20 protein-coding genes and 1 pseudogene are annotated in these 21,909 nt (G+C 75.1%); 12 read left to right on the top strand and 9 right to left on the bottom strand.

All coding sequences use genetic code 11. The annotated features are described in order from the left end of the window. Positions 1-84 precede the first annotated feature (84 nt). From EPD83_RS14495 to EPD83_RS14485, 3 genes are read left to right on the top strand one after another with little or no spacing between them, the layout of a single operon-like run. Positions 85-1,116 carry an iron ABC transporter substrate-binding protein gene (locus EPD83_RS14495; protein WP_128368311.1) on the top strand — a complete coding sequence of 344 codons (1,032 nt, stop codon included), beginning with the start codon at positions 85-87 and terminating at the stop codon, positions 1,114-1,116. Then, complete coding sequence (locus EPD83_RS14490) at positions 1,117-2,730, top strand: ABC transporter permease (protein WP_165566759.1); 1,614 nt, start codon at positions 1,117-1,119, stop codon at positions 2,728-2,730. It begins immediately after the preceding gene. Beyond that, positions 2,727-3,764 carry an ABC transporter ATP-binding protein gene (locus EPD83_RS14485; RefSeq protein ID WP_128368136.1) on the top strand — a complete coding sequence of 346 codons (1,038 nt, stop codon included), beginning with the start codon at positions 2,727-2,729 and terminating at the stop codon, positions 3,762-3,764. Before EPD83_RS14490 ends, EPD83_RS14485 begins: the two co-directional genes overlap by 4 nt. 26 nt (positions 3,765-3,790) lie before the next feature. On the opposite strand, the gene EPD83_RS14480 is transcribed toward EPD83_RS14485, so the two are convergent. The 3 genes from EPD83_RS14480 to EPD83_RS14470 form a co-directional block, all read right to left on the bottom strand. Then, on the bottom strand, positions 3,791-3,949 hold the full coding sequence (locus tag EPD83_RS14480; protein ID WP_164896705.1) for a hypothetical protein: 159 nt from the start codon (positions 3,947-3,949) through the stop codon (positions 3,791-3,793). 62 nt (positions 3,950-4,011) lie between these two features. Further along, the gene (locus tag EPD83_RS14475; protein ID WP_165566758.1) at positions 4,012-4,338 is read right to left on the bottom strand and encodes a DUF952 domain-containing protein; all 327 of its coding nucleotides are present in this window, start codon (positions 4,336-4,338) and stop codon (positions 4,012-4,014) included. Beyond that, on the bottom strand, positions 4,335-5,156 hold the full coding sequence (locus EPD83_RS14470; RefSeq protein WP_128367961.1) for an HAD-IIA family hydrolase: 822 nt from the start codon (positions 5,154-5,156) through the stop codon (positions 4,335-4,337). Before EPD83_RS14470 ends, EPD83_RS14475 begins: the two co-directional genes overlap by 4 nt. A 36-nt stretch (positions 5,157-5,192) precedes the next feature. Here EPD83_RS14470 and EPD83_RS14465 point away from each other — a divergent pair, with 36 nt between their 5' ends. Beyond that, positions 5,193-5,732 (top strand): GNAT family N-acetyltransferase, encoded by a 540-nt coding sequence (locus tag EPD83_RS14465; protein WP_128367962.1) that lies wholly within the window; start codon positions 5,193-5,195, stop codon positions 5,730-5,732. Positions 5,733-5,793: 61 nt separating this feature from the next. On the opposite strand, the gene EPD83_RS14460 is transcribed toward EPD83_RS14465, so the two are convergent. From EPD83_RS14460 to EPD83_RS14445, 4 genes are all read right to left on the bottom strand, one after another. Then, the gene (locus tag EPD83_RS14460) at positions 5,794-7,374 is read right to left on the bottom strand and encodes a fused MFS/spermidine synthase (protein ID WP_205859544.1); all 1,581 of its coding nucleotides are present in this window, start codon (positions 7,372-7,374) and stop codon (positions 5,794-5,796) included. Continuing rightward, positions 7,371-9,452 carry an NAD(+) synthase gene (locus EPD83_RS14455; RefSeq protein WP_165566757.1) on the bottom strand — a complete coding sequence of 694 codons (2,082 nt, stop codon included), beginning with the start codon at positions 9,450-9,452 and terminating at the stop codon, positions 7,371-7,373. Before EPD83_RS14455 ends, EPD83_RS14460 begins: the two co-directional genes overlap by 4 nt. Before the next feature lie 49 nt (positions 9,453-9,501). Further along, positions 9,502-10,005, bottom strand: coding sequence for a DUF2231 domain-containing protein (locus tag EPD83_RS14450; protein ID WP_128365319.1), 504 nt, complete (start codon positions 10,003-10,005; stop codon positions 9,502-9,504). Between the two features lie 151 nt (positions 10,006-10,156). After that, positions 10,157-11,143, bottom strand: coding sequence for an NADPH:quinone oxidoreductase family protein (locus tag EPD83_RS14445; protein ID WP_128365320.1), 987 nt, complete (start codon positions 11,141-11,143; stop codon positions 10,157-10,159). 77 nt (positions 11,144-11,220) lie between these two features. On the opposite strand from EPD83_RS14445, the gene EPD83_RS14440 reads away from it, so the two are divergent. The 7 genes from EPD83_RS14440 to EPD83_RS14410 all read left to right on the top strand — a co-directional run bounded on the left by EPD83_RS14440 (position 11,221) and on the right by EPD83_RS14410 (position 18,551). Next, complete coding sequence (locus tag EPD83_RS14440) at positions 11,221-12,432, top strand: MFS transporter (RefSeq protein WP_235950621.1); 1,212 nt, start codon at positions 11,221-11,223, stop codon at positions 12,430-12,432. 74 nt (positions 12,433-12,506) lie between these two features. Further along, positions 12,507-13,013 carry a GNAT family N-acetyltransferase gene (locus EPD83_RS14435; protein WP_205859543.1) on the top strand — a complete coding sequence of 169 codons (507 nt, stop codon included), beginning with the start codon at positions 12,507-12,509 and terminating at the stop codon, positions 13,011-13,013. Between the two features lie 36 nt (positions 13,014-13,049). Continuing rightward, a complete protein-coding gene (locus EPD83_RS14430; protein WP_128365322.1) occupies positions 13,050-13,847 on the top strand; it encodes a crotonase/enoyl-CoA hydratase family protein in 798 nt (265 codons plus the stop codon). Continuing rightward, entirely contained in the window at positions 13,844-16,000 is a 2,157-nt protein-coding gene (locus tag EPD83_RS14425; protein WP_235950619.1) for a molybdopterin-dependent oxidoreductase, read from the top strand. Before EPD83_RS14430 ends, EPD83_RS14425 begins: the two co-directional genes overlap by 4 nt. A 63-nt stretch (positions 16,001-16,063) precedes the next feature. Further along, complete coding sequence (locus EPD83_RS14420) at positions 16,064-16,939, top strand: hypothetical protein (RefSeq protein WP_165566756.1); 876 nt, start codon at positions 16,064-16,066, stop codon at positions 16,937-16,939. A gap of 32 nt (positions 16,940-16,971) precedes the next feature. Further along, entirely contained in the window at positions 16,972-17,799 is an 828-nt protein-coding gene (locus EPD83_RS14415; protein ID WP_165566755.1) for an SDR family NAD(P)-dependent oxidoreductase, read from the top strand. Further along, on the top strand, positions 17,796-18,551 hold the full coding sequence (locus tag EPD83_RS14410) for an SDR family oxidoreductase (RefSeq protein ID WP_165566754.1): 756 nt from the start codon (positions 17,796-17,798) through the stop codon (positions 18,549-18,551). The genes EPD83_RS14415 and EPD83_RS14410 overlap by 4 nt, the downstream gene beginning before the upstream one ends. Positions 18,552-18,612: 61 nt before the next feature. On the opposite strand, the gene EPD83_RS14405 is transcribed toward EPD83_RS14410, so the two are convergent. Beyond that, complete coding sequence (locus EPD83_RS14405; protein WP_164896085.1) at positions 18,613-19,386, bottom strand: class I SAM-dependent DNA methyltransferase; 774 nt, start codon at positions 19,384-19,386, stop codon at positions 18,613-18,615. A 740-nt stretch (positions 19,387-20,126) separates the two neighbouring features. On the opposite strand from EPD83_RS14405, the gene EPD83_RS14400 reads away from it, so the two are divergent. Further along, entirely contained in the window at positions 20,127-21,740 is a 1,614-nt protein-coding gene (locus EPD83_RS14400; RefSeq protein ID WP_128365327.1) for an HNH endonuclease signature motif containing protein, read from the top strand. A 27-nt stretch (positions 21,741-21,767) separates the two neighbouring features. On the opposite strand, the pseudogene EPD83_RS20745 reads toward EPD83_RS14400, so the two are convergent. Continuing rightward, a pseudogene (locus EPD83_RS20745) lies at positions 21,768-21,909 on the bottom strand (QacE family quaternary ammonium compound efflux SMR transporter); the annotation flags it as partial.

Below are 21,909 nucleotides of genomic sequence, written 5' to 3'. Positions count from 1 at the left end.
CGGTGTGTCCTACGCTGGCTCGGAAGTTAGGACAGCCTTCCCTTGGTCGGCCGTCGTCGGAGACCCGAAGGAGCAGTGAGCCCCGTGATCCCCCGCCGTACCCTCCTCCTCGCCACCGTGGCCGGCGCGGCCCTGGGCCTGAGCGGCTGCGGGTCGGACAGCCTGGAGGCGACGGGCGACCTCGACGACGGCAAGCTGACGATCTACAGCGCGCAGCACAAGAACCTCACCGAGGCCTGGGGGCGGGCCTTCCAGGACGAGACCGGCATCGAGGTACAGGTCCGCTACGGCAACGACTCCTCGATGGGCGCGCAGATCGTCCAGGAGGGCCAGGCCTCGCCCGCGGACGTCTTCCTCACCGAGAACTCCCCGGCGATGACCACGGTGCAGAACGCCGGGATGCTCGCCGAGGTCGCGCCCGCCACGCTGGAGCGGGTCGAGCCGCGGTTCGTCCCCTCCACGAAGGAGTGGACGGGCATCGCCGCCCGCTCCACGGTGCTCGTCTACAACCCGAGCATGATCTCCGAGGACGAGCTGCCGGCCTCGATCATGGACCTCGCGGACCCGCGGTACGCCGGGCAGTGGAGCGCCGCCGCCGGGGGCGCCGACTTCCAGGCCATCGTCTCGGCCATCCTCCAGGTCGAGGGCGCCGAGCAGACCGAGGCGTGGCTGAAGGCCCTCAAGAGCGACGCGAAGGTCTACCAGAACAACATCGCGACGATGAAGGCCGTCAACGAGGGCCAGTCGGCGATGGGGATCATCTACCACTACTACTGGTACCGCGACCAGGCGCTGCAGAAGGCCAGCAGCGGCAACACCGCGCTGCACTACTTCAGGAACGAGGACCCCGGTGCGTTCGTCAGCGTCTCCGGCGGGGGCGTGCTGAGGAGCAGCGCCAAGCAGGACCAGGCGCAGCGGTTCCTCGCCTTCGTGACGAGCCCGGCCGGCCAGGAGATCCTGCGCACCGAGGACGTCAAGGAGTACGCGGTCGGTACCGGCGACGCCTCCGACCCCGCGCTGCCGACCATCGCCTCGTTGCAGCCGCCGGACATCGACCCCTTCACCCTCGAGCAGCAGAAGGTCATCGACCTCATGACGCAGGCGGGCCTGCTCTAGGTGGCTCCCGCTCCCGCGCCGACGGCGCCGTACCCCACGGGTCCGGCGCCGTCGCCCGCGTCCCCGGAGCCGCCGGCCGGTGTCCCCGGCGGGGCTGCGGGACGCCCGTCGTGGGCCCTGCGCGGCGCGGCGGCGCTCGTCGCGGCCCTGTGCGTGCTGCCGCTGCTCGTCGTCGCGGTGACGGCGCTGCAGTCCGGACCCGCCGAGGCGTTCGCGCTGGTCTGGCGTCCTCGCGTCGCCGAGCTGCTGCGCAACACGGTGTCGCTGGTCGTGCTCACCGGGACGCTGTCCGCGGTGCTCGGGGTGGGGGCCGCCTGGCTGGTCGAGCGGACCGCCCTGCCGGGTGCGGGCCTGTGGCGGGTCGCGTTCGTCGCGCCACTGGCCGTCCCGGCCTTCGTCAACAGCTTCGCCTGGGCGGCCCTGGTCCCCGGCTTCTCCGGCCTCGGCGGAGCCGTGCTCGTGACGACGCTGTCCTACTTCCCCTTCGTCTTCCTGCCCGTCGCCGCGCTGCTGCGCTCGACCGACCCGGGTCTGGAGGAGGCCGCGCGCTCCCTCGGCCTGGGTCCGGTGCGGACCTTCCTGCGGGTCGGGCTGGCGCAGCTGCGGCCGGCGCTGCTCGGCGGGCTGCTGCTCGTCGCGCTGCACCTGCTCGCCGAGTTCGGGGCGCTGGAGATGCTGCGCTTCCCCACCTTCACCACCGCGATCCTCGACCAGTACGAGGTCGCGTTCGACTCCCGGTCCGGCAGCGTCCTCGCCCTGGTCCTCATGGGTCTGGCCGTCACCGTCCTGACCCTGGAGATGCTGGCCCGGGGACGCACGCGGCACGCCCGGGTCGGCGCGGGGTCGGCCCGCCGGCCCACCCGGGCCCGGCTCGGGGCGCTCACCGTGCCGGCGCTGCTGGCGACCGGAGGGCTGGCGGTGCTGGCCGTCGGCGTCCCGGCCTGGAGCATCGGGACCTGGCTCACCCGCACCGGCGAGGCGTACGAGCCGGTCGTGCTCGGTCCGGCGGTGCGCTCGACGCTGGGGCTCGCCCTCGTGGCGGCGCTGGTGACGACGGTCGCGACCTTCCCCGCCGCCTGGCTGCTGGCCCGTCGCCGGTCCCGGTTCGCCGTCCTCGTCGAGCGGGTCACCTACCTCGCGTCCTCGCTGCCGGGCGTCGTCGTCGCGCTGGCGCTCATCGCCCTGGCCATCGGCTACGCGCGGCCGCTCTACCAGACGGCCCCGGTCCTCGTCCTCGCCTACGCCGTCCTCTTCGTCCCGCGAGCCATGGTCACCACCCGGGCCGCGATCGCCGCGGTCCCGCCGGAGCTCGGGGACGCGGCGCGGGCCCTCGGGGACGGGCCGCTGCGAGCCTTCGCCCGGGTGCAGCTGCCGCTCATGCTGCGCGGCACGATGGCCGGGTTCGCCCTGGTCTTCATCGCGGTCTCGACCGAGCTGACCGCCACCCTGCTGCTCGCCCCCACCGGCACCCAGACCCTCGCCACCGCGTTCTGGTCCGCGAGCTCCTCCCTCGACTACGCGGCCGCCGCCCCGTACGCGGCCGCCCTCGTGGTGCTGTCGGCACCCCTGACCTGGCTGCTGCTGCGCAGCGGCCGAGAGGAGCCCGCGACGTGAGCGACCTCCGGCTCTCCGGCATCTCGGCGTCCCACCCGCGCACGCCGGTGCTGCACGACGTCGACCTCGCGGTCCCGTCCGGGACCACGACGGCCGTCCTCGGCCCGTCCGGCTGCGGCAAGACGACGCTGCTGCGGGTCGTCGGCGGTTTCATGCGGCCCGATGCCGGCGAGGTGCGTCTCGGCGGGGACGTCGTCGCCGGGCCGGGCACCTGGGTGCCGCCGGAGCGGCGCGGGCTGGGCTACGTCGCGCAGGAGGGCAACCTCTTCCCCCACCTCACCGTCGCCGCGAACATCACCTACGGCCTGCCGCGGCGGGAGCGCAAGGACGCCGCCCGGGTGGGCGAGCTGCTCGAGCTCGTCGGGCTCCCCGGCGACCACGGGTCGCGGCGCCCGGACCAGCTCTCCGGCGGACAGCAGCAGCGGGTGGCGCTGGCGCGGGCGCTGGCCCGCCGGCCCCGGGTGGTCCTGCTCGACGAGCCGTTCTCCGCGCTCGACCCCGAACTGCGGGTCGCGACGCGGGACGCGGTGGCGTCGGCGCTCGCGGCGGAGCGGGCGACGGTCGTCCTCGTGACGCACGACCAGGCCGAGGCGCTCTCGTTCGCCGACCAGGTCGCGATCATGCACGAGGGCCGGATCACCCAGGCGGGTCCGCCGGCGGAGGTCTACCGCGCCCCCTCCGACCGGCGCTCGGCGGTCTCGCTGGGGGAGGCCTGCTTCCTCGCCGGCCGGACCGGCGACGGGATCGTCACCTGCGCCCTCGGCGCGCTGCCGGTGCCCGGGACGACGGGGACCCGCGAGGTCGAGCTGCTCATCCGGCCCGAGCAGCTGCACCTCGGGGCCGACGGCAGCGGCGGGTGCCCGGCGCGGGTCGTGCGGACGGAGTTCTTCGGGCACGACGCGCTCGTCGAGCTGCGGCTGGAGACCGCCGACGGGCCGGTGCTGCGGGCCCGCACGGTCGGACCCGCGACGCCGGCGGTCGGCAGCCGGGTCGCGGTCACGGTCGAGGGCCGGCCGCACCTCATCGACCGCTGAGCCAGCAGCTCCCGGACGCTCGCCGGTCAGCCGCCGAAGACGGAGAAGAGGACCAGGCCGGTCACCCCGAGGATAACGGCGCCCAGCCCGACGAACGCGACGTTCTGGTCGTTCAGGCCCAGGGACACGGCGATGACCGCGATCGAGCCGGCGATCTCGGCGATGAAGGCGCGGGTTGCTCGCATACCCCCGTGAACGGTCGCCTCCACCAACGCTGTTCCGCGGGTGGCCGATTGGTAGGAACGACTCAGCCGTTCCCCAGGGGGCTCGCAGCGACGACGGCCGCGACCGGCAGCGGGCCGTACAGATGCGGGAACTCTTCGCCGGACGGGCCGACCGGCTCCCAGCGCAGCGGTGCCTCGAGCCGGTCCGGGTCGACCTCGAGCAGCAGCAGGTCGCCGTCGTGGTCGGCGTAGAAGCGCCCCAGCACCCCGCGCCACTGGTCCGCGGTCGCGAGGTGGACGAAGCCGACCTCCGCCAGGGACGCGCCCCGGGTCGAGCGCTCGTAGCGTCCGGTGCCGAGGGCCGCCCGCCACTCGGCCGCGTCGGCGACGTGGAACAGCGGCGCGCTCACCCGTCCGCCGCCCCGCCGTCGGCGTCGCCGGAGAGCTCCGCGACGAGGGGGACGACGTCGGCGATGGAGTCGACGACGCGCGTCGGGCGGTAGGGGAAGTGCTCGACGTCGTCGCGGGCGGTCGACCCGGTGAGCACGAGCACCGTCCGCAGGCCGGCCTCGAGGCCGCTGACGACGTCGGTGTCCATCCGGTCGCCGATCATCACGGTGCTCTCGGAGTGCGCCTCCAGGCGGTTGAGCGCGCTGCGCATCATCAACGGGTTGGGCTTGCCGACGAAGTAGGGCCTGCGCCGCGTCGCCGTGCTGATGAGGGCGGCGACCGACCCGGTGGCCGGCAGCGTGCCCTGCGTCGACGGGCCGCTGGCGTCCGGGTTCGTCGCGATGAACCGGGCGCCGTTCTCGATGTGCCGGATGGCCTTGGTGATCGCCTCGAAGGAGTACGTCCGGGTCTCGCCGAGGACGACGTAGTCGGGGTCGCGGTCGGTGAGGACGTACCCGACGTCGTGCAGCGCCGTGGTGAGCCCGGACTCGCCGACGGCGAACGCGGAGCCGTTCGGCCGCTGGTCGGCCAGGAAGTCCGCGGTGGCCAGCGCGGAGGTCCAGATCGCCTCCTCGGGCACGTCGATCCCGCTGCGCAGCAGCCGCGCCCGCAGGTCGCGCGGGGTGTAGATGGAGTTGTTCGTGAGGACGAGGAACGGACGTCCCGACGCCTTGAGCGCCTCGACGAACTCGGCCGCCCCGGGGATCGGCTCCTCCTCGTGGACGAGCACGCCGTCCATGTCGGTGAGCCAGGTGTGCACCGGTCGGGGCGTCGTCATGCCGCCATCATGGCGCGTCCGCGTACCGTGCGGCCCATGGCATCCGACACGCAGTGGCGCGGCCGGTCCGCGGTCGTCCGCCCGGCCACCCCCGACGACGTCCCCGCGATCCAGCGGATGGTCCACGACCTCGCCGAGTACGAGCGGGAGCCGGACGCGGTCGAGTCCACCGAGCGGCACGTCAGGGCCGCCCTCTTCCCCGACACCGGGACCCCGACGACGTTCGCGCACGTCGTGGAGGTCCGGAGCGACGACACGGAGGACGAGGTCGTCGGGATGGCGGTCTGGTACCTCACCTACTCGACGTGGACCGGCCGCAACGGGATCTGGCTCGAGGACCTGTGGGTCGACCCCGAGCACCGGGGTGCCGGGTTCGGCAAGGACCTGCTCGTCGCCCTCGCGGCCGAGTGCCGGGAACGCGGCCACCGCCGCCTCGAGTGGTGGGTGCTGGACTGGAACACGCCGAGCATCGGCTTCTACGAGTCGATCGGCGCGGTGGCGCAGGACGGGTGGACGGTCTACCGCCTGGACGGCGACGCCCTCGCGGCCCTGGCCGCCGGCTCCGACGGCGGCTGATCGCTCGACACCGTCCCCCCGGCCGTCCCGAGACGTCCGCCGAGCGGCTGGACGCCGTCGGCTAGCGCCGGGCCGGGGTGGCGCGGGCGTAGGGGGTGAGCAGCTGGTCCACGGGCGCGTAGTCGTCGGTGAGGACCGGCGAGTCGCCCACCCACGCCGTGAGGGCGGCGCCGTCGACGACGTCCCAGCCGACGTCGCGCGCGGCCAGCCGGTCCCGCCAGGCGGCGACCTCCAGCGGGGCGTCGGAGGCGAGGACGACGAGGTTGCCGCCCCCGCCCTCGCCCGGACCGGCGACGGTGTCCGGGGTCGCGGCCAGCGCGACGTGGGCGAAGACGGTGCGCAGCGTCTCGACCTCGGCCCGGGCGAAGCCGAGCGGGTCGTGGTCGATGAGGTTCGCGGCGTACACCCCGTCCGGCCGCAGCACCCGGTGCACGCCCTCCAGGGCCTCGCGGGTCGTGAGGTGCCACGGCACGCTGACCCCGCCGAACGCGTCGCCCACGACGAGGTCGAGCTCGCCGTCCGGCACCGAGCGCAGCCCGACCCGGGCGTCCTCGACCCGCACCCGCAGATCGGGACCGGTGACGAGGCCGAGCCGCTGCTCGTCGACGGCGACGACACCGGGGTCGATCTCGGAGACGGTGCTCACCGTGCCGGGGCGCTCGGCGGCGAGGTAGCGCGGCAGGGTGAGCCCGCCGCCCCCGAGGTGGTGGGCGCGCAGCGGCCGGCCGGCGGGGAACTCCGCCTCGGTGGCCGCCGCCAGGGCCTTGACGTAGGCGAACTCCAGGGCCGTGGGGTCGGCGAGGTCGACCGAGCTGTGCCGCAGGTTGTCCAGGACGAGGACGCGCACGTCGGGGTCGTCGGGGTCCGGGACGACGACGGCGCAGTGGTAGACCGTCTCGACGTCGCAGCCGCTGGGGGAGAGGGCCGCCGCGCCCCCGCCGACGACGACGACCGCGGCCGCCGCGGCGCCGACGGCCCGCCGCGAGCCGACGTGGACCGCGACGCCGCCGAGCACGAGCAGGACGCCCAGCCCGACCATGATCCAGGTCACCGGCACTCGAGAGATGAGGACGAACCCGGTGAGCACCGTGCCGAGGATCGCCCCCGCCGTGCCGAGCCCGGACAGCCGCCCGACGACCGCTCCGGTCTCGTCCAGGGTCGACAGCCGCAGCTTGGTGACGATGGGCGTGACCGCGGACAGCAGCACCCCCGGCACCCCGATGGCGGTCGCCGTCACCGGCAGGAGGAAGGCGCCGCCGACGCCCGCGCCGGCGCCGCGCAGGAGGAACGGCGTCGCCGCGACGACCGCACCGGACACGAGGAGGAGGGGGGCCAGCAGCCGCCGCCCGTCGTGCTCGTCCGCCCAGCGCCCGCCGAGCCACGCGCCACCGGCGATGGCGGCCAGGGCCAAGCCGATGACGAGGGTGCTCGTCTCCAGGGTGAGCCCGAGGTAGGGGGCGAGCAGCCGCAGCGCGACGATCTCGACGACGAGGACGGCGGCCGAGGACCCGAAGACCAGCGCCGTCGCGACGCCGGGGGCGATGCGCGGGCTCGGGTCCGGGGCGGGACGCTTCGACGCGGGACGCTTCGACGCGGGACGCTTCGACGCGGGACGCTTCGACGCGGGGGGCTTCGGGGTCATGCGTCGGGGACGGTGTCGAGCTCGGCCAGCCAGGCGGCGGCCGAGGCGTCCGACGGCATCCGCCAGTCGCCACGCGGGCTGAGCGCCCCGCCGGCGACGACCTTCGGGCCGTTGGGGATCGCCGAGCGCTTGAACTGGTTGCCGAAGAACCGGCGCAGGAAGACACCCATCCAGCGGACGATCGCGGCTCGGTCGTGGGCGACCCGGTCCCGCTCGGGGTAGCCGGACGGCCAGTCGCCGGCGTCCGCGTCGCTCCAGGCGTGCTCGGCGAGGAAGGCGATCTTGCTCGGCCGGTAGCCGCGGCGCAGGACGTGGAAGAGGGTGAAGTCGTGCAGGGCGTAGGGGCCGATGGTGTCCTGCGTGGACTGGATGACGCCGTCCGCGGACGCGGGCACGAGCTCGGGGCTGATCTCGGTGTCGAGGATGGCGAGCAGCGTCCGGTCGGCCTCGTCGTCGCCGAGCTCGCCGGAGGAGACGACCCAGCGGATGAGGTGCTGGATGAGCGTCTTCGGCACGCCGGCGTTGACGCCGTAGTGCGACATCTGGTCGCCGACGCCGTAGGTGCACCAGCCGAGCGCGAGCTCGCTGAGGTCGCCGGTCCCGAGGACGATGCCGCCGCGGTGGTTGGCGGTGCGGAAGAGCAGGTCGGTGCGCAGCCCGGCCTGGACGTTCTCGAAGGTCACGTCGTAGACCTCCTCGCCGTCCCCGGCGGGGTGGCCGAGGTCCCTGAGCATCTGCGTGGCCAGCGGCCGGATGTCGACCTCCTCCCCCTCGATGCCGAGGCTCTCCATGAGGCGGGTGGCGTTGGACCTCGTGCCCTCGCTCGTCGCGAACCCGGGCATGGTGAGGCCGAGGACGTGGGTGCGGGGCAGGCCGAGGCGGTCGCAGGCGCGGACGGCGACGAGCAGCGCGTGGGTGGAGTCCAGTCCGCCGGAGACGCCGATGACGATGCGCGGCATACGGGCCGGATCGCCGCCGCCGATGGCCCGCAGGCGCTGCTCGAGGGCGCTGACCTGGATGTTGTAGGCCTCGTAGCAGTCCAGGGCCAGGCGGCTCTCGTCGTCGGGGACGAAGGGGAAGCGGTCGACCCGGCGGCGCAGGCCGAGGTCGCCGCCGGGGGGACGCACCCGGAAGGGGACGACCCGGAACCCGGCGTCGTCGGCGGAGTAGGTGCGGGCGTTGTCGTCGAACGAGCCCTGCCGCATCCGCTCCTGCCGCAGGCGGTCCAGGTCGACGTCGACGACGGTGCGCCGCGCGCCGTCGGGGAAGCGCTCGGTCTCGCCGAGAAGGTCGCCGACCTCGTAGGCCATGGTCATCCCGTCCCAGGACAGGTCGGTGCTGGAGTCCCCGGCACTCGCGGCGGCGTAGAGGTACGCGGCGTCGCAGCGGGCACTGGCCGAGCGGGCCAGCAGGTGGCGGTCCTCGGCCCGCCCGACGGTGATCGGCGACGCGGACAGGTTGAGCAGGACCGTGGCGCCGGCGAGGGCGGCCTCGTGGCTCGGCGGCACCGGGACCCACACGTCCTCGCACACCTCGGCGTGGACGACGAGCCCGGTGACGTCGTCGGCGGCGAAGAGCAGGTCGGGGCCGAAGGGGATCTCGCCGTCGGCGTCCGAGCCCGGCCAGTGCGCCCGGACGAGGTACTGCCCCTCCTGGCCGGTGCCGGAGGCGAACCAGCGCTTCTCGTAGAACTCACGGTAGGTCGGCAGGTAGGACTTCGGCGCGACCCCGAGCACCTCGCCGCGGTGGACGACGACGGCGCAGTTGTACAGGCGGTGGCCGTGCCGCAGCGGCGCCCCGACGACGACGAGCGGCGTGAGGCCCGCCGTCGCCTCGGCGAGCGCGACGACCGCCGCGTCGACGGCGTCGAGCAGCACGTCCTGCAGCAGCAGGTCGTCGATGGCGTAGCCGGACAGCGACAGCTCCGGGAAGAGGGCCACGGCCACGCCGTCGTCGTGGCAGGCACGCACCTGCTCGACGACGCGCCGGACGTTCTCGGCCGGGTCGGCGAGGGCGACGGGCAGCGTGCACGCCGCCACGCGGGCGAAGCCCTGCGCGTAGACGTTGCGGAAGTCCATGCCGCCAGCCTATGGGGCCGGTGGCAGGGCTATGTCCCGGCGGCGGGCCTCAGCCCTCGCCGCCGCCCCGCGACTGCGCGGGGGTGCCCTGCCACACGGCCTCGGCGCCGTAGTGCCCGACGAGGGCGACGTCGACCGTGAGACCGAGCGCCGCGACGACCCCGACGACGCCGAGGACGCGCACGAGCGTCGAGGTCCCCGACGAGCGCCCGCCCTCGGTGCCGGTGCGCGAGGACCGCCAGAACCACCAGAGGGCGGCCGCGAGGACGGTGACGCCGAGGACGACCCAGGGCAGGATGCCGCCGAGCTCGGTGTGCTCGCGCAGCGCCGCCGACTCCTTGACCCGCTTCTCCAGCGACTCCCCGGACGAGCTCGCGACGAAGGCGAAGACGGTGGCGAGGGCGCCGACGGCGGGGGTCAGCCATCCGCTCCACACCCGGAACCGCTCACTGACTGAGAACAGCAGCAGCATGAGCGCGAACAGGGGCGTCAGGACGACGACCGCGTGGATGACGAGGGGGTGCAGGGGCAGGCCGAGGAAGTTGTCGAACATCCAGTTCTCCTGAACGTCGGGCGCGGCCCGGTGCCGCGCGTCCTCGTCCACCCTGCGCAGAGGTCGGATGTCCCCGAGCGAGGAGATACCTGTGCAGACACTGTGGATCGGCGGCCGGTCCACAGGGGGTGCCGACCAGCGGGAACCGGCCTCAGGGGGTGAGCAGGACCTTGCCGGTGGCGCGGCGCTCGTCGACCGCGGCGAGGGCGTCGGCCGCCTCGTCGAGCGAGCGCACCTCCCCCACCACCGGGTCGACCGCGCCGGAGGCGAGCAGCGGCAGCAGGTCGTCCCACTGCTCGCGCAGGAAGCGGCGGCCGGGACCACCGGGGTGGTTCCACCAGGCGCCCCACCCGACGCCGACGACCGACACGTTCGTGAGGAGCAGCCGGTTGACCCTGACCTCGGGGATCGACCCGGCGGTGAAGCCGACGACGAGCAGTCGCCCACCGGGCGCCAGCGAGCGCAGCGAGTCGGTGAAGCGGTCGCCGCCCACTGGGTCGAGGACGACGTCGACCCCGCGCCCGGAGGTGAGGTCGGCGACCGCGTCCCTGAACCCGTCGGACGGGACGACGTCGTCGGCGCCGGCGGCCCGGGCGACGTCGGCCTTGGCGTCGGTTGAGGTCACCGCGAGCACCCGGGCTCCCCAGGCCTTGGCCAGCTGGACGGCCGCCGTGCCGACCCCGCCGGCCGCGCCGTGGACGAGCACCGTCTCGCCCTCGCGCAGCCGCCCGCGCTCGCGGAGCGCGAAGTGGCAGGTGAGGTAGTTCATCGGCAGGGCGGCACCGGCCGACCACGTGACGTCGTCGGGCAGCGGGAAGACCAGCGCCGGGTCGACCGCCACGGCCTCGGCGAAGCCGCCGAGCACCGGGAAGGCCGCCACCCGGTCACCGGGCGCGAACCCGGAGCCGCCCGGTGCCGACCGCACCCGGCCGGCGACCTCGGCCCCGGGCACGAAGGGCGGGTCCGGCTTCATCTGGTACTCGCCGCGGGTGAGGAGCACGTCGGGGTAGCAGATGCCGGCGGCCGCGACGTCGACGACGACGGTCGTCGCCGGGTCGGCGCCCTCGGCGGCGTCGGGGACGTCGAGCACCTCCACGCTCGTCGGGCCGTCGAGCCGGGTCACCTGGGCTGCGCGCATGCCCCGATCGTAGGGACCGCGGCGGAGAAGGCCGGGATCCGGGAATGACGCGCGGGGGTGGGGTCCTTGCACCTCCCGTGCCCGCACCCCGACACGCCTCGCTCGCGACCCTCGCCCTCATCATCGGCGGCGTCGCCATCGGCACGACGGAGTTCGTGACGATGGGGCTGCTGCCGCAGATCGCCGACGGCGTGGGGACGAGCATCCCCGGCGCCGGCCACACGATCTCGGCGTACGCGGCGGGCGTCGTCGTCGGGGCGCCGCTCATCGCCGTGCTCGGGGCGACCTGGCCGCGCAAGGGCCTGCTGCTCGGGCTCATGGTCGCCTTCGCCGCCGGCAACGCCCTCAGCGCGCTCGCCCCGTCGTACGGGACGCTCGTCGGGGCGCGGTTCCTCTCCGGCCTGCCGCACGGGGCGTACTTCGGGCTCGCCGCGCTCGTCGCCGTCGACCTCGCCCCGCGGGGCCGGGCCGGGCGGGCCGTCGGGACGGTGATGCTCGGCATCCCCATCGCCAACATCGTCGGCGTGCCGGGGGCGACCTGGCTCGGCCAGCACGCCGGCTGGCGCTCCGCCTACTGGCTCGTCACCGTCCTCGGGCTCGTGACCGTCGCCCTCGTCGCGCTCTCCGTGCCGCACCTGGCCGCCGACCGGACCCGCTCGGCCCGGGCCGAGCTCGGCGCGCTGCGCAACCTCCAGGTGATGCTGACCCTCGGGGTCGGCGCCATCGGCTTCGGCGGCATGTTCGCCATGTACTCCTACATCGCGCCCACGGTCACCCGGGTCACCGGCCTGTCGGAGTCGGCGGTGCCCCTCTTCCTCCTCGTCTTCGGCGTGGCCGGGTTCGTCGGCAACGTCGTCGCCGGGCGGATGGGCGACTGGTCGGTGCTGCTCTCCATGGTCATCGGCATGGTGGGGCTCGGGGTGTCCCTCGCGGTGTTCGCGCTCGTCGCGCCGTACGCCGTGGCCGCCCTCGTGACGCTCGCCGTCGCGGCGGTGCTCACCGCCGTGCTCGTCGTCAACCTCCAGCTGCGGCTCATGCAGGTGGCCGGGAACGCCCAGACCCTCGCCGCGGCCGGCAACCACGCGGCCCTCAACCTGGCCAACGCCCTCGGCGCGTGGCTCGGCGGGCTCGTCATCGCCGCCGGTTTCGGCTACACGGCGCCGTCCTGGGTCGGGGTCGGGCTCGCCGTCCTCGGTCTCGGGGTCCTCGCGGTCTCGGTCCGGGTGCACCAGCGCGACACCGGCGCGACGATCCGCCGCCACCGGCCCGCGCCCGCCCCGGTCGCCTGACCCGCCGCGGCAGGACGTCGCGCGGGAGACTGGGCGGGTGCTGCCCGACCACGTTCCCCTCCTCACGGGCGAGCGTGTGCGGCTGCGACCGTGGGCGACCCCGGACGAGGCCGCCGTCGTCGCGGCCGCGCGCGACCCCTACATCCCGCTCGTCACCACCGTCCCGGCCGACCCCGACCCCGGAGGCCGTCGCGGCGTACCTCGCCCGGCAGCACGGGCGCACCGCGCAGGGCCAGGGGTACTCCTTCGCCGTCGCCGACCGGGCCAGCGACGAGGCCGTCGGCGGGATCGGTCTGTGGACCGGGGAGATCGACACCGGGCGGGCGTCCACCGGCTACTGGGTCGCCCCGCCCGTGCGGGGGCGCGGGTACGTGACGGACGCCCTGCGCACCCTCGTCGGGTGGGCGAGCGGGCTGCCCGAGGTCGAGCGGCTGCAGCTGTTCGTCGAGCCGTGGAACGAGGCGTCGGCGCGAGCGGCCGTGGCGGCCGGCTTCGAGCGCGAGGGTCTCCTGCGGTCCTGGCAGCGGGTCGGCGGCTCCCGTCGCGACATGGTCGTCTACGGCCTGCTCCCGCGCCGCTGACCGCCGCGTCCGGGCCGCGCCTCGTACGCTGACGGCATGCCTCCCGCCGTCACCTGCCGCGTCGAGGGGGGCATCGCCCAGGTGCGCCTCGACCGCCCCGACAAGCTCAACGCCCTGACCCTGGACACCCTCGACGGGCTCGTCGGGGTCGCCCGCGACCTGCGGCGCGACCGGACGCTGCGCGGTGTCGTCCTCGGCGGCGAGGGCGAGGCGTTCTGCGCCGGTCTCGACTTCGCGACCGTCCTCGCCGACCCCCCGCGTGTCGCCCGGGCCTTCGTCCCGCGGCCGTGGCGGGGCACCAACCTCTTCCAGGAGGCCTGCTGGGCCTGGCGCCGGCTGCCGGTGCCGGTCGTCGCCGCGGTCCACGGCTACTGCTACGGCGGCGGGCTGCAGATCGCCCTGGCCGCCGACCTGCGGATGACGACCGCCGACGCCCGCTGGTCGGTGCTCGAGGCCAAGTGGGGCCTGGTCCCCGACATGAGCGGGGTGCAGGCGCTCGCCCAGCAGGTGCGGATGGACGTCGCCAAGCGCCTGACGATGACCGGGGAGGTCGTGACGGGGCAGCGCGCCGTCGAGCTCGGTCTCGCCAGCGAGGTCCACGACGAGCCGTTCGTCGCCGCCACCCGCTTCCTCGAGGAGGTCGCGACCCGCTCCCCGGACTCCGTCGCCGCCACCAAGCGCCTCTTCGAGCGCACCTGGACCTCCGGGCCCCGCCGCACCTTCGCCCGCGAGCGCCTCGAGCAGGCCCGGCTCCTGCGCCGCGGCAACACCCGGGCCGCCCGCGAGGCCGCCCTGCGCCGCGAGACCCCCGCATTCGGGCCGAGGTCGCGGTGAGCCCCCGCGGCGGGCCGCAGGTCCGGCACACCGCCTGCACCCTGTGCGAGGCCATGTGCGGCCTCGAGGTGACGATGACGCCCGACGGCGCCGTCGACGGCATCCGCGGCCACGAGGCCGACCCGCTCTCGCGCGGGCACGTCTGTCCCAAGGCCTTCGCCCTGCCACAGATCCAGGACGACCCCGACCGCCTGCGCCGTCCCCTCGTCCGCGGCGCGGACGGCGAGCTGCACGAGGCCTCCTGGGACGACGCGGTCCGCCGCGCCGCCGAGCTGCTGGCCGGCGTCCAGGCCGAGTACGGCGACGACGCGCTCGCGGTCTACCTCGGCAACCCCAACGTGCACAGCCTGGGGGCGCTCACCCACCACCCGACGCTCGTGCGGCTGCTGCGGACCCGCAACCGCTTCTCGGCGACGTCCGTCGACCAGCTGCCCCACCACGTCGTCGCCCACGCCCTCTACGGCCACCAGTTCCTCCTGCCGGTGCCGGACATCGACCGCACCGAGCTGCTCGTCCTCGTCGGCCACAACCCGATGGCCTCCAACGGGTCGCTGTGGACGGTGCCGGGCTTCCCGCGCCGCCGGCGCGAGCTCGCGGCCCGCGGCGGCCGGCTCGTCGTCCTCGACCCGCGCCGCACCGAGACCGCCGCCGTCGCCGACGAGCACCACTTCGTCCGGCCGGGCGGCGACGCCGCCGTGCTCCTGGCCCTGGTCCGCGAGGTGCTGGCCCCCGGCCGCGCCCGGCCCGCCCCGTACGTCGACGGCGTCGACGCCGTGCGCGCGGCGGTCGAGCCCTTCACCCCGGAGGTCGCCGAGGCCGCGAGCGCCATGTCCGCCGAGGCCGTCCGCCGGCTCGCCCGGCAGCTGGTCGGGGTGCCGCACGCCGCCGTCCACGCCCGGATGGGCGCCTCGACGCAGGCCTTCGGCGTCGTCTGCCAGTGGGCGACCCAGGTCCTCAACGTCCTCACCGGCAACCTCGACCGTCCCGGCGGCACGATGCTCACCACCCCGGCGGTCGACCTCGTCGGCCGCGGGATCCTCGGGCCCGGCGGGTTCGGCCGGCGCCGTTCGCGGGTGCGGGGCCTGCCCGGCTTCGGCGGCGAGCTGCCGGTGGCCGCGCTGGCCGAGGAGATGACGACCCCGGGCGAGGGGCAGGTGCGCGCGCTGCTCACGATCGCCGGCAACCCGGTCTCGTCCACCCCCGCCGGGCACCGGCTGGACGAGGCGGTCGCCGGGCTCGACGCGTACGTCGCGGTCGACATGTACGTCAACGAGTCGACCCGGCACGCCGACGTGATCCTGCCGCCCACCGGTCCGCTGGAGCGCGACCACTACGACCTCGTCTTCCACCTGCTCGCGGTGCGCGACACCGCCCGGTTCACCCCGGCGCTGCTGCCGAAGGACCCCGGCGGCCGGCACGACTGGGAGATCGCCCGCGACCTCGGCGCCGCCTACCTCGCGGCGCGCGGCACCGGGCTGCGTGAGCGGCTGTCGCGGCGGACGCTCGAGGCCGTCGCCCGCCTGCGGGTGTCGCCCACCCGCCAGCTCGACGTGCTGCTGCGCACCGGGGGCGGCGGGCTGTCGGTGCGGCGGCTGCGGCGGGCCGGGCCGGGCGGGCTGGAGATCGGCGCGCTGCGTCCGCGGCTGCCGGAGCGGCTCGCCACCCCGGACCGGCGCATCGACCTCGCCGCGGACGTCGTCCTCGCCGACCTGCCGCGGGTCCTCGACGCCGCCCGGGCCGCGTCGGCCGCGACAGACGACGACGCCCTGCTGCTCGTCGGTCGCCGCCACCAGCGGGACAACAACTCCTGGCTGCACAACGCGGAGGTGCTGACCCGCGGCCGGCCCCGTCACGCGCTGCTGGCCCATCCCGACGACCTCGCCGTCCGCGGCCTGCGCGACGGCCAGCGGGTGCGGGTGCGCTCGGCGGCCGGGCAGGTCGAGGTCGACGTCACCGCCACCGAGGACGTCATGCGCGGCGTCGTCTCGCTCCCGCACGGCTACGGCCAGGCCCGCGACGGCGTCCGGCTGCGGCACGCGCGGACGCTGCCGGGGGTGTCGGTCAACGACCTCACCGACCCCGCGGTGCTCGAGGGCGTGTCCGGCAACGCCGTGCTCAGCGGGGTGCCGGTGACCGTGGACCCGGTGCCCTGAGCGGGGACGACGGGGTTTGTAGGGTCGGAGGATGCTGCGACCCGCACGTCCCGGTCGTGCCGCATGACCGACGGCACGATCCTGCACGACGCCCGCCGGCTGCTCGACGCGCACGCCGACCGGGCGCTCACCGGCCCGATCGAGGACCCGGGGGTGCTCGCCGCCGTCGTCGGCGTGGAACGGCTCGTCGTCCACCTCGGCGGGGTCGACGGGGTGCGCTCCGCCCTCGCCGGTGAGCACGGCGACGAGCGGGTGCGGGAGGTCGTCGCCGACGTCGAGGCGCTGGTCGTCACCGGCATCGAGAACCGCGAGACCGGGGACTCCCTCGACGCCTCGGCCCTCAACCCGGACGCCGGCGGCTACGAGGTCGTCACCGACGCCGAGCTCGTGCGCGCCGGGGTGCGCGCGGCGCAGCGGTCCTTCGGCGCGATGCCGTACTACCGCCTCCGGTACGGCGACCGGGGGTCCCGCTTCGCGAGCACCGACTCCGGCTGGCTGCTCGCCATGGCCGAGCACGACGAGGAGCACGCCCTGCGGCAGGTGCGCTGGCTGGCCCGGCTGCTCGCGAACCGCGGGATGCCCTCCCGGCTGCTCGAGAGCCACCTGCACGCGCTCGTCGTCGAGGTCCGCTCCGTCGACCCGCGGGCGGTGGGCGCGCTGCCGGCGGTCGCCGGGACGCTGGGCGACGCGCGCCGTCGGTGCGTCGACGACGACCTGCTGGCCGCCGCCGACGGCTGGGCCGAGGAGGCGCTGGGCCCCGACCTGCCCGTGCGGCACACCGGGCTGCTCGTCGCCGCCGCGGTCGCCGACGTCCTCGTCGGGCTGGCCGAGGACGACCGGCCCTGCGTCGGCTGGCTCGCCGACCCCGCCCGGGTGGGTGAGCGCGGCGCCGACGCCGTCCTCGCCGTCCGCGACCGGGTGCGCGCCGCCGCGGGCTGACGGCCGTGCTCGCCCGCGACTAGGGTGCGGGGATGCAGCGGCCACACACCGACGGACCCCGTCGCGCCCTCGTCACCGGCGGCGCCTCGGGCCTCGGCCTGGCGCTCGTCACCCTCCTCGTCGAGCGCGGGGAGCGAGTGCTGGCCGCCGACCTCGCCGAGCGTCCAGACTCGGTGCCGGCGGGGGCGGAGTACCTGCCGCTCGACGTACGCAGCCAGCAGGACTGGGACGCCGCGCTGCGGTGGGTCCGCGAGGCGTGGGGCGGCCTGGACCTGCTCGTCAACAACGCCGGCGTCGCCACCGGCGGCCGCATCGACGTCGAGTCGATGTCGGACTGGGAGCGCGTCGTCGGCGTCAACCTCCTCGGCCCGGCGCGCGGCTGCCACACCGTGACGCCGCTGTTCAAGGAGCAGCGCAGCGGCCACCTCGTCAACGTCGCGTCGCTGGCCGGGCTCGTGCACGGCCCGGGGATGAGCAGCTACAACGCGACGAAGGCCGGCGTCGTCGCGCTGTCGGAGACGCTGGGGTTCGAGCTCGGGCCGTGGGGCATCGACGTCTCCGTCGTCTGCCCGGCGTTCTTCCGCACAAACCTCCACGAGTCCTTCGCCGGCAAGGACAGCGCCATGCAGGAGGCCGGGGCGCGCCTCATCACCGAGGCGAGCGCGTCCGCGCAGGACGTCGCCCGGATCGTGCTCGAGGGCATCGACAAGCGGAAGCCGGTGATCCTGACCGACCGGCTCGGGAAGCAGGCGTACTACGGCAAGCGGTTCGCCCGGCCGCTCTACGACCGGATGATGCGCGGCCAGGCGGCCCGCCTCGCCCGGCGGGCCGGGCAGGACCCACAGGAGTTCCTGCCGTGAGCCGGGGGGTGTGCCTCGTCACCGGCGCCTCGTCCGGCCTCGGCGCCGAGACCGCACGCCAGCTGGCCGCCCGCGGCTGGGACCTCGGCCTCTGCGCGCGCCGGCAGGACCGGCTCGAGGCCCTGCGCGACGACATCGTGGCGCGGACCGGGCGTCGCGTCGAGGTCCGCGCCCTGGACGTCACCGACGACGCCGCGGTCTTCGACGTGGTCCGCGACCTGCGCGCGACCCTCGGCGGCCTCGACCGCGTCGTCGTCAACGCCGGGCTCGGCAAGGGGGCCCCGCTCGGCACCGGCCGGTACGACGCCAACCGCGAGACGGCGATGGTGAACTTCGTCGGCGCGCTGGCCCAGGTGGAGGCCGCGATGGAGGTCTTCCGCGACCAGCGCCGCGGCCACCTCGTCGTCGTCTCGTCGGTGACGGCGGTCCGCGGGATGCGCAAGGCGATGACGACGTACGCGGCGACCAAGGCCGGGGTGGCCGTGCTCGCCGAGGGGATCCGGCACGAGATGCTCGGCGAGCCCGACCTCGACATCCGGGTGACGACCGTCTTCCCGGGCTACATCCGCTCGGAGATGAACGAGCACCTGTCGCGCGCGCCGTTCATGGTCGACACCGAGGTCGGGGTGCGGGCGATGGTCCGGGCCATGGAGGACGAGAAGGAGCAGGCGTTCGTCCCGGCCTGGCCGTGGGTGCCGCTCGGGACGGCGCTGCGGCACCTGCCGCTGGGCGCGGTCCGCCGGATGACCTGAGGCGGGGGTCCGGGCCGGGCTGCGCTGTCGTGGCCGTGCCGCGCCGTGTGGTGGCGTCCGGTCAGGGTGTGCGGGCGGTCACGAGCAGCCGGTCCGCGGTCCGGCGCCCCACCCCCGGGCGGACCGTGACGTCGGTGAGCCCCGCCGCGGTGAGGTGGGCGGTCACCTCGTCCCCGGTCCACGGCCGCATCGTGAACGTGTGCCGGTGCTCGGTCGTGACGCGGCCCTCGGCGTCGGTGACGACATGCCGTTCGTCGACGACGATCCGGCCGTCCTGCCAGGTCGGGCGGCTCGTGAAGCGCAGCCGTCCGCCGTCGGGCAGGTCCACCTCGGTGGTGCGGTGCACGCCGTCGGCCCGGGCCCGGGCGGCGGCCGCCTTTCGGACGTCGAGGACGAGGACACCGCCCGGTCGCAGGGCGGCGGCGAAGGAGCTCAGCGCGGCGGAGCGCTCCTCGTCGGTGAGGAGGTCGTTGAGCACACCGCGGCAGGCGACGGCGTCGGCGGACTCGTGCAGGCCCAGGGCGCAGACGTCGCCCACCGTCGCGGGGGCGTTGGGGCAGCGGCGCCGGGCCAGCGCCAGCAGGCGGGGCGAGGCGTCGACCAGCGTCACGCGGTGACCCCGGGCCAGGAGGGCCGCGGCGTGGCGGCCGGTGCCGCAGCCGGCGTCGAGGACGTCGGCGCGGTCGTCGGCCCGGTCGTGGCGGGCCGCGCGGAGGGCGTCGTCCACCGCGTCGACCCACGGCTCGACGGGGTCGGTGACGAGGAGGTCGTAGACGTCGGCGTGGACGTCGTAGAAGGGGCGGGCGGTGGAGGCGCGCGCCGACGGGGAGGTCACGGGGTCGAGGCTGGCACAGAGGTGGTCCCGGACGGGTCGGTCCTCGGTTCGGCCGCGGGCGGACTTCGGGACGGCCGCGGACGGGGTCGGCGGTCTGTCGCCTTCCGTTGTGCGGTTCTGGTCGACGGGGGTCGGGTCACAAGAGGCCTTGGACGCAGTCGGCGGGCGGTCGCCTTCCGCTGCCACTCGCCTGTCGCTGCGGGCGGACTTCGGGACGGCCTTGGACGGGGTCGGCGGTCGGTCGCCTTTCGTTGCCCGGTTCTGGTCGACGGGGGTCGGGTCACAGAGGCCTTGGACGGGGTCGGCAGTCGGTCGCCTTCCGTTGCCCGGTTCTGATCGACGGGCGTCGGTTCACCGGAGGCCTCGGATGGAGGCAGCTGTCGGTCGCCTGCCGCTGCCCGGTTTTGGTCGACGGAGAGTCGGGTGAAAGGAGGCCTTGGACGGGGTCGGCGGGCGGTCGCCTTCCGCTGCCACCTCTCCATCGCTTCGAGCGGAGCTCCGGGCGGCTTCGATCGGGGGTCGGTGTCCCGGCACCCGCCGCGGTGACACCTTTGCCGGCCGTCTCGACACGTTCCGGGCGCGGCCTCCGACCCCTTCCGGGCGGCGCCGGCTCGCGGCAATCGTGGGCCGCATCGGCCCCTTTGAGATTGCTCAAAAATCCCTCCAATATTGTTCTGCTGCAGGGTGATTCACGGGTGCAATTGCTTGTCGTCGTACGCGTGTTCGGGTAAGATCGGGGCATGGACCGGGGGGACGTCAGCAGCCGCATCGCCGCACTACGCGGCGATGCGGTTCTGCTCGCGAGAGACCTGGCCGAGCACGGCCGGAGCCTGGATCCGCGGGAGGCGTTCGAGGTCGCCGGTGAGCTTCAGGGCCTGGTGAACGCGGCGGAGGGTGCGCAGGCCGTGGCTGCTGCGTACGGGGCGCGGTTCGAGAGCCGGATGGTCTCCGACCGGGTCATCGAGCGGACCCACCCGGTGGGGTTCGTCGACGGCATGGCGCCCTCGATGCTGGCGATGGAGGCCGGGGTGACCGAGGGCGTGGCCGGGCGGAAGGTCCGGCTGGGGGCGAAGCTGTCCGCCCGGTTCCCGCAGGTCCTCGAGCTCGTCCTCGAGGGGGAGGTGGCGGCGGTGACGGCGCACAAGATCCTCGACGCCACCGCCGGCCTCGACCTCGACGCGTGCCGGCGGGTGGACGCCTCGCTCGCGCCGCGGCTCGCTGCGATGGACCCGACCCGGGTGTCCTCCGAGACCCGCCGGATCGCGGCCCGCGTGGCGGCGGACCAGGTCGCCGAGCACGCCGCGAAGACGACGAAGGTGCGGACGGTGGAGGTGTGCCCGAGCGAGGACGGCCTCACCGAGTGGTTCGTTCTCCTGCCCACGGCGACCAGCAAGGCGGCGTGGAGCGCGGTGGAGTCCCTCGCCGCGGAGTACCGCGACGTCGACGACACCCTCACCGTCCCCGAGTCCCGGGCCGACGCCTTCGGGGACCTCCTGCTCCGCAACGTGACCGTCAACGCGCAGGTCACCCTCGGGGTGCCGGTCGTCACCGGCGCCCCCGACCCTGTGGCTGCGCCGACCGTGCGGACGTTCTCGCCGCGGGACCCGGACGAGACGATCATCGACGCCACCACCGGTGAGGAGGTCCGTATCGGCGACCTGCCCGCTGACGCCCAGGAAGACCTGGGCTGGTACGAGTTCGCGGACTACGAGAGCGCCGACGGTCCCGGGGTTCCCACTGCGGTCGAGATGGCACCGTCCCGTGTCGGTGCGGACACCGGCGCCACCGGCCTCGTCTCCGGGGTGCAGCTGCCCGGCCTCGGCTGGGTGGACGCCAGCACCGTCGCCGGCATCCTGTCCACCCTCCCGCTCCAGGTCGCCCGCGCGGTCCTCGACGCCGACACCGGCACCCTCGCCTCGATCACCACCGACGCCTACCGCCCACCGGCCAAGATGCGGCAGCTCGTCACCACCCGGGACGGCACCTGCCGCATGTACGGCTGTAGTCGCCCCGCCGAGAAGTGCGACCTCGACCACGTCCGGCCCTGGCCCACCGGACCCACCACCCCGGCCAACCTCGCCGGGCTCTGCCGCCGCCACCACCGCCTCAAGCAGCAAGGCCACTGGCGCCCCACCCTCCACCCCGACAGCACGCTCACCTGGACCGACCCCACCGGGCGGACCCGCACCACCGAACCTGCCCACCGCACCGTCCCGGAATCGCCACCGACACCGGCACCGAGAACTGCAGCCCCGGCAGCAACGGCAGCAGCCGCTCCTCCACCGGCAGCACCGCCACGGGTCTCACCGAGCCCGGGCGACCACGCCTGGGACGACGTCCCCATCCCCTTCTGAGCGGCCGCCGGGTCATAGTTCCCCGCGTCAGTGGAGCAGCTCGAGCCCGACGACGCAGCCGACGATCCCCGCGACGAGCAGCAGCCGGACCGCCGAGACGGTCTCGGCGCCGGTGGCCATGGCGTAGCCCACCGTGAGCGCCGCGCCGATGCCGACCCAGACGGCGTAG

Source organism: Phycicoccus flavus (assembly GCF_004025965.2).
Classification (GTDB): Bacteria; Actinomycetota; Actinomycetes; order Actinomycetales; family Dermatophilaceae; genus Phycicoccus; species Phycicoccus flavus.
The sequence above is the reverse complement of the archived record's forward strand: the minus strand, read 5'-3'. Positions and strand labels throughout refer to the sequence as shown.